Source organism: Arthrobacter globiformis (genome assembly GCF_003261175.1).
GTDB classification, from domain to species: Bacteria; Actinomycetota; Actinomycetes; order Actinomycetales; family Micrococcaceae; genus Arthrobacter; species Arthrobacter globiformis_A.
Genome location: NZ_QLNP01000067.1, coordinates 12776 through 26055, shown reverse-complemented (window position 1 = coordinate 26055; position 13280 = coordinate 12776). Strand labels below are relative to the sequence as shown.

The following is a 13280-nucleotide window of genomic DNA, read 5'->3' as shown; positions in this document are numbered from 1 at the left end:
GGCCGGGCTACCGGCCCTTGGCAGTGCGTTGTCAAAAGGATGTACAGATGGCAAGTCTTGGGGAACTCGAACGCGCAGTCATGGACCTGCTCTGGGCGGGCCACGAAGCAGCCACGGCCAACACGCTGCGGGACCTGCTTGCGCGGAGCACGGCAGCGCAGGGCGGAGCAGCAGGGCACGAGGGCAAGGACCTGGCGGTAACCACCGTATTGACGGTCCTCTCGCGTCTCGAAAAGAAGGGCCTCGTGGAACGCGAACGCGGCACCCGGCCGCACCGCTACCAGGCTGTGTCCAGCCGCGAAGACCACACCGCCGAACTCATGCACGAAGTGCTGGGATCCGCCCCGGACCGCGAGGCCGTGCTGGCCCGGTTCATCGGATCGGTGACGGAAAGTGAAGCCGAGACGCTGCGCAAACTGCTTGGCCACAGCTAGCACCTGATGTTCTGGACCTCATATTTCCTGGCGGTCCTGGCGATAGTACTGGCATGGCCGGTACCTATCCTTCTTTCGCGCGCCCGCTGGCCGGCGCGCGACCCTTTTACGGCCATGGTGCTGTGGCAGGCCATCGGCCTCGCGGGCGGGCTGTCGATGATCGGCGCCATGCTGGTGTACGGCCTCGAACCCGTCGGCGACAACCTCCTTGCCGGCCTGTGCGCGCTGGCAGGCATGGTGCTGTTTGCGGCGCCCACCACCGCGCTGGGATTCTGGCATCTCTTCGCGCTTTCCGCGGCCGCGCTGCTGACGGCGCACCTCGTCTTCACGCTGCTTCTGACCTATTACAAGATTGAGCGCCAGCGCAGGCGCCACCGCGAGTTGCTGGCCCTCCTGGCATCGCCGTCGGACGACGGGCCCGGCACGGTGGTCATCAACCACGATTCCCCGGTGGCCTACTGCCTGCCGGGCGGAGCGCGTTCGGTCACGGTGCTCTCCGACGGGCTCATGGCGGCCCTTGAACCGGCGGAGCTGCGTGCCGTCCTGATCCACGAAAACGCGCACCTGACCCAGCGCCACCACCTGCTGCTGTGGGCGTTCGCCGCCTGGCGCCAGGCACTGCCGTGGCTGCCCACCACACGCCTTGCCCAGGAAGCCGTGAACTCCCTGATCGAAATGCTGGCGGACGACGTTGCCCTCAAGACGGAGAGCAAGGCGACCCTGATCAAAGCCATAGCCATCGTCGCCAGCGGTTCTGCAGCACCCCAGGGGGCCGCCGTCGTCGAAGCAGCCGGGCTCGCAGGGGCAAGCCTGCAACTCCCGGACGGTGCCGGCGGCGCCGGCCCGGCAAGTACGACGGCGACACGCGTCAGCCGCCTTCTCTCACCCCGGCCGCCGCTCGCCGGAGGCCTCCGCGCAGCCGTCCTTGCCGTGTGCGCGCTGCTGCTGGCGATGCCCACGGCCCTGCTGATCGTACCCGGCCTGCTGGGCTGAGCCGCCCTGCCTGCTGGTTGGGCGGGCTCCGGCCGGCGGTGGACGCCGGTCTCAGGCGTCGATGCGTTCCCGGTCCAGGCTGGAGGCGCCGGCGATGATGAAGTCCTTGCGCGGCGCAACGTCCGATCCCATCAGGAGGTCGAAGGTGGCTTCTGCCTGCTGGGCGTTCTCGATGTTCACCTTGCGAAGCATGCGGTGCCGGGGGTCCATGGTGGTCTCCGCCAACTGTTCGGCGTCCATCTCGCCAAGGCCCTTGTAGCGCTGGATCGGTTCCTTGTACTTCCTGCCCTCGGCGGCGAGCTTCGCCAGCAGGGTGTGCAGTTCCGCCTCGGAATAGGTGTAGACCATGTCGTTGGCCTTTTGGCCGGCATTGATGACTTCCACCCGGTGCAGCGGCGGGACGGCCGCGAAGACCCGGCCCTCCTCCACCATGGGCCGCATGTAGCGGAAGAACAGGGTGAGCAGCAGCGTGCGGATGTGCGCGCCGTCGACGTCGGCGTCGGTCATCAGGATGACCTTGCCGTAGCGCGCCGCCTCGATCGCGAAGCTGCGTCCGGAGCCGGCCCCGACCACCTGGATGAGGGCCGCGCACTCTGCGTTGGAGAGCATGTCGCCCACGGAGGCCTTCTGTACATTAAGGATCTTGCCGCGGATCGGCAGCAGTGCCTGGAAGTCGGAGGAGCGCGCCAGTTTCGCCGTGCCGAGGGCCGAGTCGCCCTCCACGATGAACAGTTCCGAGCGGGCGACGTCGTCCGTGCGGCAGTCGGCGAGCTTGGTGGGCATTGACGACGTCTCGAGCGCGGTCTTCCGGCGCTGCGTCTCTTTGTGGACACGGGCGGAGATGCGCGACTTCATCTCGCTGACGATCTTCTCCAGCAGCAGCGCGGACTGGGCCTTGTCGTTGCGGTTGGAGGAGTTGAGCTTGGCCGCGATCTCCTTCTCCACCACCCGGGCCACGATGGCCTTGACCGCAGAGGTGCCGAGGATTTCCTTCGTCTGGCCCTCGAACTGCGGCTCGGCGAGGCGCACGGTCAGGACGGCGGTGAGCCCGGCGAAGATGTCGTCCTTCTCGATCTTGTCGTTGCCCGCCTTCAGCTTCCGTGCGTTGGCTTCCACGGTCTTCCGGAAGGTCTTCACGAGGGCCTGCTCGAAGCCGGCCTGGTGGGTGCCGCCCTTCGGGGTGGAGATGATGTTCACGAAGCTGCGGACAGTGGTGTCGTAGCCGATCCCCCAGCGCAGCGCGACGTCCACTTCGCAGTCGCGTTCCACTTCCGCGATCTTGCTGTGGCCCTTCTCATCCAGCACAGGGACGGTTTCCTTGAACTTGCCGGCGCCGTGCAGGCGCCAGACGTCCGTTACCCCCGAGTCTGCGGCGAGGAATTCCACGAACTCGGAGATCCCGCCGTCGTGGTGGAACACTTCCTCGTGTGCTCCCAGTTCACCGGGCGTGCCGGGGAGCTTGCGCTCATCCCGGACGGTGATCTTCAGGCCGGGTACCAGGAAGGAGGTCTGCCGGGCCCGGGCGGTGAGTTCCTCGTAGGAGAACCGGGCGTCCGCGGTGAAGATCTGGGTGTCCGCCCAGTAGCGGATACGCGTTCCGGTGACGCCTCGCTTCGCCTTGCCGACGACGTCGAGGACAGAGTCTTCGACGAACGGAGCGAAGGTGGCGGTCGGGTTGGGCCGGCCGTTGTCGTTGAAGCGGCCGGGTTCCCCGCGACGGAACGACATCCTGTACGTCTTGCCGCCGCGGTCCACCTCGGCGTCGAGGCGTGCGGAGAGCGCGTTGACGACGGAGGCACCCACGCCGTGCAGGCCACCGGAGGCGGTGTAGGAGCCGCCGCCGAACTTGCCGCCCGCGTGCAGCTTGGTGAAGACCACCTCGACACCGGTGAGGCCGGTCTTTGGTTCGACGTCAACGGGAATGCCGCGTCCGTCGTCGTGGATCTCCACAGAGTTGTCCGCGTGCAGGATGATCCTGATGTCGTGGCCGAAGCCGGCCAGCGCCTCGTCGACGGAGTTATCGATGATTTCCCAGAGGCAGTGCATGAGGCCGCGGGAGTCCGTGGATCCGATGTACATGCCGGGGCGTTTGCGCACGGCCTCCAGCCCCTCCAACACCGAAAGGTGGCGGGCGGTGTAATCAGAACTCGGTGCCACAGGTAGTGAACTCCTTTGAGGAACAGGCCGGATCGGCGTTAAAAAGCTCCCTCTAGCCTAGTCCCGCTGCCGCCAAACGCCTGACTGCCACTCCCGACACGGGCCTCCGCTCCGGTTGTTCGTTACGCAGACGTGATACGCGGACAGCGAAAGTGACCCATCCTTGCCATGGTTTGTCAGCGAATGCTGGTTATATAGATGTACAGATCTACTAAGGAGGCCGACATGACAACAGCAGTTGCCGACCGCACGCTAACCGCAGCTGACCGGTGTGACCGTTGCGGAGCGCAGGCATACGTCCGGGTTGTACTCGAGTCCTCCGGAGGTGAGCTGCTCTTCTGCGCCCACCATTCACGCGCCGTCGAAGCGACCCTTAGGCCGCTCAGCTCCGACTGGCACGATGAGACGGACCGGCTGCACGAAAAGGCACCGGTTCCGGTCGACTAGACAACAAAGCTCAAGCCAGGGCCCCCGCGCGGGGGTCCTGGCTTTTTCTTTGTCGCCTTTTTCTTTGTCCCCGGTACGGTTGCCGCGCTTAAATGCCATACCCCCTCCTCAGGCTGTATTTATGGATGGAATTGGGGAATCGGAAAAGGCTCTGGCGGCCCACCCGGGCGCCGGCACCCTGCTGGTTGCCGCGTTCCCCGCCGCCGCGATTCCCGACGCCGATCCGTACTACGGGTTGCCGTATGACGATGACCTCGACGGCGCGTTTCCGGCATCCTTTGCGGGGGACCCGTTTCCGGAGGTTCTCTTTGCCGACCGTCCTTTTGACGGGGACCACTTTGACGACGGCGTACCATCGAGCGCTGCTGCAACCTCGGGCTGGTTTCTCCCGGCAGTTGACCTCACCTCCGACAGTGCCGGGCTGATCAACCAGGTCCGAGCGTACGAGAACGTCAAGTGCTGGGCCGCCGGGCAACAGGCGCGGCTTTCCGTCACTTTCGAGGCCCGGCTCCGCCAGGAATCCGCCGACAGTGGGCCCCTCGCGGCGGAGGACCTGGGAACGGACCGCGGCAAGGACCAGGGCCTGGGTGCGGCTGAGCAGATCGCGCTGGCCCGGGGCGAGTCCCCGCACCGCGGCGGCCGCCTGCTGGGCATGTCTAAAGCTCTGGTCGCCGAAATGCCGCACACCCTGGGCGCGCTGGACACCGGGCAGCTGAACGAAGAGCGCGTCATGCACGTGGTGAAAGAGACCGCCTGTTTGAGTGTGGAGGACCGGACCGCCGTTGATGAGGAACTCGCCGCCGACACCGGTACCTTCACCGGCGCTGGAACCCGCGCCGTTATCGCCGCGGTCCGGTCGGCCGCGATCCGGCGGGACCCCCGTTCCGTCGCCCAGCGCGCCAGCCACGCCGCCTCGGAACGCAAGGTAAGCCTGCGCCCGGCCCCGGAATGCATGACCTACCTGACCGTGCTGCTGCCCGTCCACGAGGGCGTCGCGGTCCTCGCGGCACTGACCCGGCAAGCCAACTCCCTCCGAGCCGGCGGGGATCCGCGCTCCCGAGACCAGGCCATGGCCGACACCCTGGTCGAATGGACCACCGGCACCCCCGGCGGCATCACCGGCATCGAGCTCAACCTCGTCATGACAGACCGCACGCTATTGCAGGGCGACAGCGAACCCGCCCGGATTCCTGGTTACGGCATCATCCCCGCCGACTGGGCGCGGAACCTCCTCACGCAAGGGCAAGGAGAGCCGGATCGCCTCCAGCAAACCATGGGCGGTTCGGCAGAGATCGACTCAGCCGCTGTGAAGGAACTCAAGACCTGGGTCCGGCGGCTCTACACCGCCCCAGGAACCGGCGACCTGGTGGCCATGGACTCGCGCAGGCGTCTCTTCCCGGCACCGCTGCGCCGCTTCATCCAAATCCGCGACGACACCTGCCGCACACCCTACTGCGACGCCCCCATCCGCCACCACGACCACATCATCCCCTGGCACGACGGCGGCCCCACCTCGATAAGTAACGGCGCGGGACTGTGCGAGGCGTGCAACCACACCAAAGAACTCACCGGCTGGAAAGCAAAACCCAAACCCGGACCCCGGCACACCATCGAACTCACCACGCCCACCGGCCACACCTACCGCTCCACCGCGCCTCCACTGCCAGGGAGCGGACTATCGGGACCCGGCTGGGGCGGCATCAGTCTCTCTGATGGCTAAACCTTGCACATGGTCTCCGCGTAGCCGAGGGTCGCGGGCCAACGCCCACCCGCGCCGGGGCTTGTGCACCCGAAACCCGACCGCCTGCGTACGCCCATATTCATCGCGTCCGGTCTCGCGTGCCAACAATGGGATACCCGGGTACGACAAAGGCCAGGCCTGCCGCCGATTTCCGGCGGAAGGCCTGGCCTTTGTTCGTGTGACTAGCCCAGCGATTCCTAGTCCAGGTAGTCCCGCAGGACCTGCGACCGGGACGGGTGGCGGAGCTTGGACATGGTCTTGGATTCGATCTGACGGATACGCTCACGGGTAACGCCGTAGACCTTGCCGATTTCGTCTAAAGTCTTCGGCTGGCCATCCGTGAGGCCGAACCGCATGGCAACAACACCGGCTTCGCGCTCGGACAGGGTGTCCAGCACGGAGTGCAGCTGTTCCTGCAGCAAGGTGAAGCTCACAGCGTCGGCCGGTACCACGGCTTCGGAGTCCTCGATCAGGTCGCCGAACTCGGAGTCGCCGTCCTCGCCAAGCGGGGTGTGCAGCGAAATAGGCTCGCGGCCGTACTTCTGGACCTCGACGACCTTCTCGGGGGTCATGTCGAGCTCGAGCGCCAATTCTTCGGGCGTGGGTTCGCGGCCCAGGTCCTGCAGCATCTGGCGCTGGACACGGGCCAGCTTGTTGATGACTTCCACCATGTGCACCGGGATACGGATGGTGCGGGCCTGGTCCGCCATGGCGCGGGTGATGGCCTGGCGGATCCACCACGTGGCGTAGGTGGAGAACTTGAAGCCCTTGGTGTAATCGAACTTCTCGACGGCACGGATAAGGCCGAGGTTGCCTTCCTGGATCAGGTCCAGGAACAGCATGCCGCGCCCGGTGTAGCGCTTGGCCAGTGACACCACGAGGCGGAGGTTGGCCTCGAGCAGGTGGTTCTTGGCGCGCTTGCCGTCATGGATGATGAACTCAAGCTCGCGCTTGTATTTCGGGTCCATGGAGCCGTCGTCGGCGGCGATCTTCTCTTCGGCGAACAGGCCTGCCTCAATGCGGAGCGCGAGGTCAACTTCCTGTTCGGCGTTAAGGAGGGCTACCTTGCCGATCTGCTTCAGGTAGTCCTTGACGGGGTCGGCGGTGGCGCCTGCCGACATGACCTGCTGGACAGGTGCATCGTCGTCATCGGCGTCAGAGTAAACGAATCCCGAACCGGTAGGCGCTGCGGCTTCCTTGCCGGCTTCGTCGGGTTCATCGACTAGATCAGCGGTGTCGGGCTGCGCGTCGTCGAGGTCCTCCTCGACTTCCGCGTCGTCATCGGTTGAGCGGCTTCCGGCAGCTTCGGCGGCAGCCTTGGCTCCGGGCTTGGGTCCGCGCTTCTTGGGCTCGGGCTTCCCAGCGGCACGGGGGGCGGCACGCTTGGCGCTGGATGCCGCCGGCTTCTCCTCGGCAGTTTCAACGGCCAGGGCGGCGGGTTCCTTCTTCGCGGAAGACGGGGTCACAGAAAACCTTTCTAGCGGCGGTCTGTGGAGTCACCTTCGGGCAACACCACTATGACCCTGTCAAGTCCGTGATTCACATCAGATGCATCCGACCGACAGGGCCACTAAGTAGAACTGCCGGGGCGGCCGCAATGTTCCCGAATGGGAGCCACTGCAAGCATTGATTCACGGACCCAACCGGGTCTCGGCCTCCATTGTCTCACGATTTTCCGCGCCAGGGGCCGATCGGGCCGTAATGGACCCCGCCGGCAGGGCGTGTCGGCTTCGACCGGCCCCTTGCTCTAGTCACCTTGCTCTAGTCACCTTGCTCTACGCAGCGTCCGATCCGAATTTCTGCCATGCGGCTTCACGGCGCCCCGCCCAGCCGCAGATCGTTCCACGCCGGACCACCTCGGACAACAGCTCGGCCAACCGGTATCCCGGGCTGGCTTCCAGAGCCCGGGTCAATGATGCGTGCGCGAAGGAACCCTTCCCGCGGCACCATTCGATCCAGCCGGCGGCCGTTAGTGCCGCCGCCTTTGCCTCACCCCCGCCGCACGAGAGCTCCACCATCAGGCCCTCCAGGCGATTCAGCGTGTCCCAGTCCGGCACGGGTGGACTCAGGCCCAACAGGACTTCGCCATAGCCGGGCAGGGCATCCGGGCCGCAGCTGGAGGCCGCCGGCTGGTTGGGGTTGCTTGGTGCCTGCCCTTGTTCGGGGCAGCTCGCAGTCGCTTGCGGTTCCGGCAGCGGCGGGCAGGACACAGGCAATCCCTCCCCCGCGGAGAAAATCCCAAAGGCCTCCGCACCTGCGGCCGCTGCGGGGCGCCCCGCGGCAGCCATGACCAGGACGGCGTCGCGCCAGGCCGGAACACGGAGGGACGCGCGCAGGAAGCCTGCGAGTTCCGGTTCAAGCCCGCCGTCTGGAACGCCTGGGAGTGAACGGGCGGCAAGCAGCGCCGATCCCCCGGGGACGCCTCCCCCCGGGACGGCTTCAGGCGAAAGGGCTTCCAGCGCAGCTGCCCAGGCATCGAGGACCGCGTCGAACTGGGCCCGTTGGTTCCCCTTCCCGGCCAGAGCCAGAGTCCACTCGCTTTCAGTTGCCATGACAACGGCGTCGTCCGCTGCCGGAATGTCCGTTGCGCCGGGCGAAGGAGTACCGGGAGGGGCGCCGACGCTGCTGCCCAGATACACCATTTCGGCATTGAGCCTGCTGTCCCGGATCTCGGCGATAGGCCGGCCTGGCGGTGGGCAGCAGCTGCTGTCAGTGCAGTAGATGTTGCGCCAGTACTCGTTGCCGACGCGCCAGGCATCCCGCACCGGCATGCCGGCCAGGCCGAGCGCGCATTCCAGATCGGCCAGTAAGGGCCGGAAGGACAACGCCGCCGCACCTTCCCTGCCGTCGTCGAAAAAGCCGTCGTCGCCAAAGCTGTCGCCAAAACCGCCGTCGCCAAGACCGTCGTCAAAGAAGACCAGCAGCGTGCCGTCGGCTTCCTTGTCCGCCAGAAGGTACTCCGCCACAGTCCTGGCGAATCCCTCCCGGCCGCGGCGTCCACAGTCCTCCGGGAGGTCGACCCGAAGCGTCGCTACGAGGCGCTTGCCCTGCATGGTCATGGCCACGAGGCTCTGCGACGGCCAGTAGCCAAGGCTGTGCGGGATGTAGCCAAGAATGTCTTCGGGTCCGCTGATAATGAGGTGCTCGGGTGCTGTCATGGAAACAGCTTCCGACGGCGGTCACGGCCGGTGCGACAGGAAGATTCCGTATGTGGACAACGGAGACAGCAGGAACAAAACCTAATCGCGGAAAGGAGTCCTGCGGCGGGCAATCCGCGCTCTGCGCTGCTGGGCCATTGCCTGCAACAGCGGAGGCACCACCACGCCCTGGGCCGCCATTTGCCTGCGGACCTTGCGCCGGACCACCAGCATGGCGACGGAGCCAACGCCGAGGATCAGGAAGTGAACGCAGAGCGCGATGCGGAACGGCTCCAGTCCGTAGAGCTCCCCGCGGGAAAAGCCCGTCGAGTTGAGGATGTCCAGGACGGCGCCGATCAGGTAGATGGCCATCAGCGCCGCGAAGAAGCCGCCGACGTTGACGATGCCCGTGGCGGTCCCGATCCGGTGGGCCGGGTTAAACGTGCGGGCGAAGTCGAAGCCGATCATGGAACCCGGGCCGCCGATGGCCAGCACCACGATGAGGACCGCCAGCAGCCAAAGCGGTGAGCGGCCGGGATACAGCAGCACGGCTGCCCAGGCTGCCGCGGTGGCAGCAACGAGGAGGAGGACCATCGTGGAGCGCCGGAGGGGGTGCCGCGCAACGAAGCGTCCGATCAGCGGCCCGGCGCCGATGGCGCCTGCCACGTAGAGGGACATGAGCGAGGCGACGGTGCCGGCGTCGAGCCCCTGCGCCGAAATCAGGAACGGGTAACCCCAGGTCATCGCGAATACGGTGCCGCTGAACTGGATGGTGAAGTGGCTCCACATTCCCAGCCGCGTTCCCGGCTGCTTCCACGCGCGCGACAGGGAAACGCCCGTGGCGCGCAGCCCCTTGGCAGCGTCCTGCTTGGGCGTGCCGGGCGGCACGTCCTGCAGCATCAGGACCACCAGCACGACGGCGACACCGGAGAATCCGGCCAGTGCAAGGAACGCCGGGGTCCAGCCCGCGGTGTGCAGGACGAAGGCGAACGGCACCACGCTCAGCAGCTGGCCGAGCTGGCCGGACATGCCGGTCAGCTGGGTCAGCAGCGGAACCCGGGCGGGCGCGAACCACAGCGGAATCAGCCGGATGACGGAGATGAAGGTCATGGCGTCGCCGGCACCCACGAGCACGCGGCCCAGCACACCTGCCGGGACGCTGTCCGCAAACGCCAGCTGCAGCTGTCCCAGGCCCATCAGCAGGGCGCCCCCGGCGATCATGGCGCGGGAGCCTAACCTGTCCACCAGCACGCCCACCGGGATCTGTAAGCCGGCGTACACCAGCAGCTGCAGCACCGTGAAAAAGGAGATGGCCGAGGCGCTGGCGTGGAACCTCTCGGTGGCCTCCAGCCCGACCACACCGAACGACGTACGCTGCGTTACAGCCACGAGGTACGAGAAGATGCCGATGGACCAGATGAGCCAGGCGCGGGGTGCAGTCACCCTTTTATTATCCTCAGCGCGAACAAAAATACTATTTAATGCACCCGGTTTTGGTCCTGCAGTGACGAGTCTTATGCCTACCCGTGACGGGGCTTACGTCCCGGGATTCTCCCGGGCGAGGTAGGCCTCCACGGCCGCGCCCAAGGCATCGCCGTCGGGCAGTTCATCGTTCTCGTTCGCGAGCAGGGACCGGCGCACCGTGCCCTCGGCCTTTTCGTCGTAGCGGGCCTCGAGCCGGGCCACCACCTGCTGGACTTCCTCCGAGGCCTCGATCTGCTCGGCAATCTGCCGGCCCACTTCACGGCCGGACTCGCGCAGCCTGTCCGTCGGCAGCATCAGCGAGGTGGCGGCCCCCAGGTATTCCAGCCCGGCCACAGCAGCGGTGGGGTACTCCGCCTCGGCCAGGTAGTGCGGCACGTGGATGACGTACCCCGCAACATTGCGGCCGGCGTCGGCCAGGCGGAGTTCCAGGACATGCCCGACGGCGGCCGGCACTTCAACGGTCGGCTTCCAGGAGGAGATGCCTTCAATGAGTTCGGGCCGGTTGCCGTGCACTGTCACCCCCACCGGACGGGTGTGGGGCACGGGCATGGGAATCGAGTGGATCCAGGTCACCAGGTTGACGTCCAGTGCCTCGACGATCTGCACCACGGCGCGGGCAAAGCGTTCCCACTGCAGATCCGGCTCGAAACCGGCGAGGAACAGGAAGGGCTTGCCCAGCCCGTCAACCAGCCTGTACAGGGCCAGGGTGGGCGGCTGGTAGTCCTGCAGATGGTCCTCGACAAAGCTCACATGCGGGCGCCGGGACCGGTAATCCATCAGCTGGTCCGCGTCGAACACGGCCACACGTTCGGAGTCGAGCGTGTCCAGCAATTCGTCCGTGATCTGCCGGACCACGTGGCCGGCATCGGCGAAACCGGTGAAGCCCATCACCAGGTTCAGCCCGCGGAGCTCAGGGTTATGGAACAGCCCAATGTTCTTGGCATAGAGCGCGTCGGGGTCCAGCAGCGAGCCGGAAATCCTTTCAAACACGGTGAGTTCCTTTCGTGGTCAGGGAGTTAATCTGCATAACGCCCGGCAGAGCGGCGTCATTCCTCGGCGCGCTGTGGCGCGGCTCTCAACCGGCCCGGCTCCCGGCGCTTCCCCGCAGTTGCGGCACGAGAGACTACGATCGGAATTGGCTCCTTTTGCCTGCGCTCCCTGCCCGAACAATCACAGAGAATTGAGGACCGATCCTCGTGGTCAAGAATACTGAAGTCAACCTTAGTGCCATTGCAAGGGACGTGAAGAAGGCGGCAAGCGACGCAGTGGTCATCGGCGTCGGACAGGGCACGCACGGTCCGTTCCTGCTGGAGAACCCGTTGACTGCGAAGTCCGTCGAGGCATTGGCCGACTCCCTGAAGGTCCTCGGCATCACCGGCGCTCCGGACCAGGCGGTCCGCCTTCCCGGCCTTCCGGAAACGGGCTCCGGAATCCTTGTCCTGGCAGGCGTCGGCAAGGTCGACGCCGGAGGAAAGGTTTCAGGCGAGGCGCTGCGCCGCGCCGCCGGCTCCGCAGTCCGTCAGCTTGCCGGCCTGTCCTCGGTCACGCTGGCCTTCCCGACGGCGAATATCGCCGATGTTGCCGCCATCGCCGAGGGTGCCGCGCTGGGCGCGTACTCCTTCACCGAGTTCCGTTCGTCCAAGGACGGCCTCAAGGACCCCGTGGCCAACGTCGCCATCTTCACTGAACTGGCCGGCGACAAGGACCTGAACGCCGCACTTGACCGTGCCCGCCTGCTGGGCAAGGCCGTCAACGCCACGCGCTCGCTCGTGAACCAGCCGCCGAGCCACCTTTACCCCGAGTCGTTCGCCGACGCCGCCAAGGAACTGTCCAAGGGACTGCCCGTCAAGGTCACGGTCTGGGACGAAAAGCGCCTGGAGAAGGAGGGCTTCGGCGGCATCATGGGCGTCGGCAAAGGCTCCGCCCGGCAGCCCCGGCTCGTCAAGGTGGAGTACTCCCCCGCCAAGGCCACCCGGAAAATCGCACTGGTCGGCAAGGGGATCACCTTCGACACCGGCGGCATTTCCATCAAGCCGGCCCTCGGCATGGGTGACATGAAGAGCGACATGGCGGGAGCCGCCGTCGTGCTTAACACGGTGCTGGCCATCGCGGGCCTGGGGCTGCCCGTCAAGGCAACCGCATGGCTGTGCATTGCCGAGAACATGCCCTCCGGCGCCGCCTCCCGTCCCGCCGACGTGCTGACCATGTTCGGTGGCAAGACGGTGGAAGTGCTGAACACCGACGCCGAAGGCCGGCTGGTGATGGCCGACGGCATCGTCGCGGCAAGCCAGGAATACCCGGACGCCATCATCGACGTTGCCACCCTCACCGGCGCCCAACTGATCGCGCTCGGGAACCGCACCGCCGGCATCATGGGCGCGGACAGCGTGACCGGCCCGCTAAAGGCCGCCGCGGACAGGGCCGGCGAGCTCGTGTGGCCGATGCCCCTGCCGGACGAGCTGCGGCCGAGCCTCGACTCCCAGGTGGCGGACATCGCCAACATCGGTGAGCGCCACGGCGGCATGATGACAGCGGCCGTGTTCCTGCGCGAGTTCGTCGGCAAGGACAAGGGCGGCCAGACCATCCCGTGGGCGCACATCGACATCGCCGGACCGTCGTTCAACAACGGGGCGCCCTACGGTTACACGCCGAAGCAGGGCACCGGCTGCACCGTGCGCACCCTGGTGGCCTATGTCGAGGATCTCCTGGCCTAGGTCTATTACCCACACAGGCCGGTGTGCCGCGGCTGTGTGGCAGCGCGATCCGCTCGCCACACAGCCGCGTGACACTCGACACAAGCGCTCCACAAAAGCACCGGCAAGGTGGAGCATGGATAAGTGGTTCGCTAAGGTGAACCACGGTAGTCACAAATGAAAGGGAAATGGC

General features: G+C 66.3%; 10 protein-coding genes. 5 read left to right on the top strand and 5 right to left on the bottom strand.

What is annotated here, in order from left to right; translation table 11 throughout:
• The first annotated feature begins 47 nt into the window (after positions 1-47).
• Positions 48-434, top strand: coding sequence for a BlaI/MecI/CopY family transcriptional regulator (locus DBZ45_RS08340; RefSeq protein WP_111903468.1), 387 nt, complete (start codon positions 48-50; stop codon positions 432-434).
• A gap of 6 nt (positions 435-440) precedes the next feature.
• Positions 441-1427 carry a M56 family metallopeptidase gene (locus DBZ45_RS08335; RefSeq protein WP_111903467.1) on the top strand — a complete coding sequence of 329 codons (987 nt, stop codon included), beginning with the start codon at positions 441-443 and terminating at the stop codon, positions 1425-1427.
• Positions 1428-1478: 51 nt separating this feature from the next.
• Here DBZ45_RS08335 and DBZ45_RS08330 read toward each other — a convergent pair whose 3' ends face one another.
• On the bottom strand, positions 1479-3584 hold the full coding sequence (locus DBZ45_RS08330) for a DNA gyrase/topoisomerase IV subunit B (RefSeq protein ID WP_111903466.1): 2106 nt from the start codon (positions 3582-3584) through the stop codon (positions 1479-1481).
• A gap of 225 nt (positions 3585-3809) precedes the next feature.
• Between DBZ45_RS08330 and DBZ45_RS08325 the strand changes: the two genes are divergently transcribed.
• Both DBZ45_RS08325 and DBZ45_RS08320 read left to right on the top strand, forming a co-directional pair.
• Positions 3810-4031: a DUF7455 domain-containing protein gene (locus tag DBZ45_RS08325; protein ID WP_111903465.1), complete on the top strand. Its 222-nt coding sequence runs from the start codon at positions 3810-3812 to the stop codon at positions 4029-4031.
• Between the two features lie 121 nt (positions 4032-4152).
• A complete protein-coding gene (locus tag DBZ45_RS08320; protein WP_111903464.1) occupies positions 4153-5751 on the top strand; it encodes an HNH endonuclease in 1599 nt (532 codons plus the stop codon).
• A gap of 218 nt (positions 5752-5969) precedes the next feature.
• Here DBZ45_RS08320 and DBZ45_RS08315 read toward each other — a convergent pair whose 3' ends face one another.
• From DBZ45_RS08315 to DBZ45_RS08300, 4 genes are all read right to left on the bottom strand, one after another.
• On the bottom strand, positions 5970-7238 hold the full coding sequence (locus DBZ45_RS08315; protein ID WP_111903463.1) for an RNA polymerase sigma factor: 1269 nt from the start codon (positions 7236-7238) through the stop codon (positions 5970-5972).
• Between the two features lie 309 nt (positions 7239-7547).
• Entirely contained in the window at positions 7548-8930 is a 1383-nt protein-coding gene (locus tag DBZ45_RS08310; RefSeq protein WP_111903462.1) for a DUF4192 family protein, read from the bottom strand.
• 81 nt (positions 8931-9011) lie between these two features.
• Positions 9012-10352, bottom strand: a complete 1341-nt coding sequence (locus DBZ45_RS08305; protein ID WP_111903461.1) for an MFS transporter — start codon at positions 10350-10352, stop codon at positions 9012-9014.
• A gap of 93 nt (positions 10353-10445) precedes the next feature.
• The gene (locus DBZ45_RS08300; RefSeq protein WP_111903460.1) at positions 10446-11384 is read right to left on the bottom strand and encodes a proteasome assembly chaperone family protein; all 939 of its coding nucleotides are present in this window, start codon (positions 11382-11384) and stop codon (positions 10446-10448) included.
• 206 nt (positions 11385-11590) lie between these two features.
• Here DBZ45_RS08300 and DBZ45_RS08295 point away from each other — a divergent pair, with 206 nt between their 5' ends.
• A complete protein-coding gene (locus tag DBZ45_RS08295) occupies positions 11591-13108 on the top strand; it encodes a leucyl aminopeptidase (RefSeq protein WP_111903459.1) in 1518 nt (505 codons plus the stop codon).
• Positions 13109-13280 lie beyond the last annotated feature (172 nt).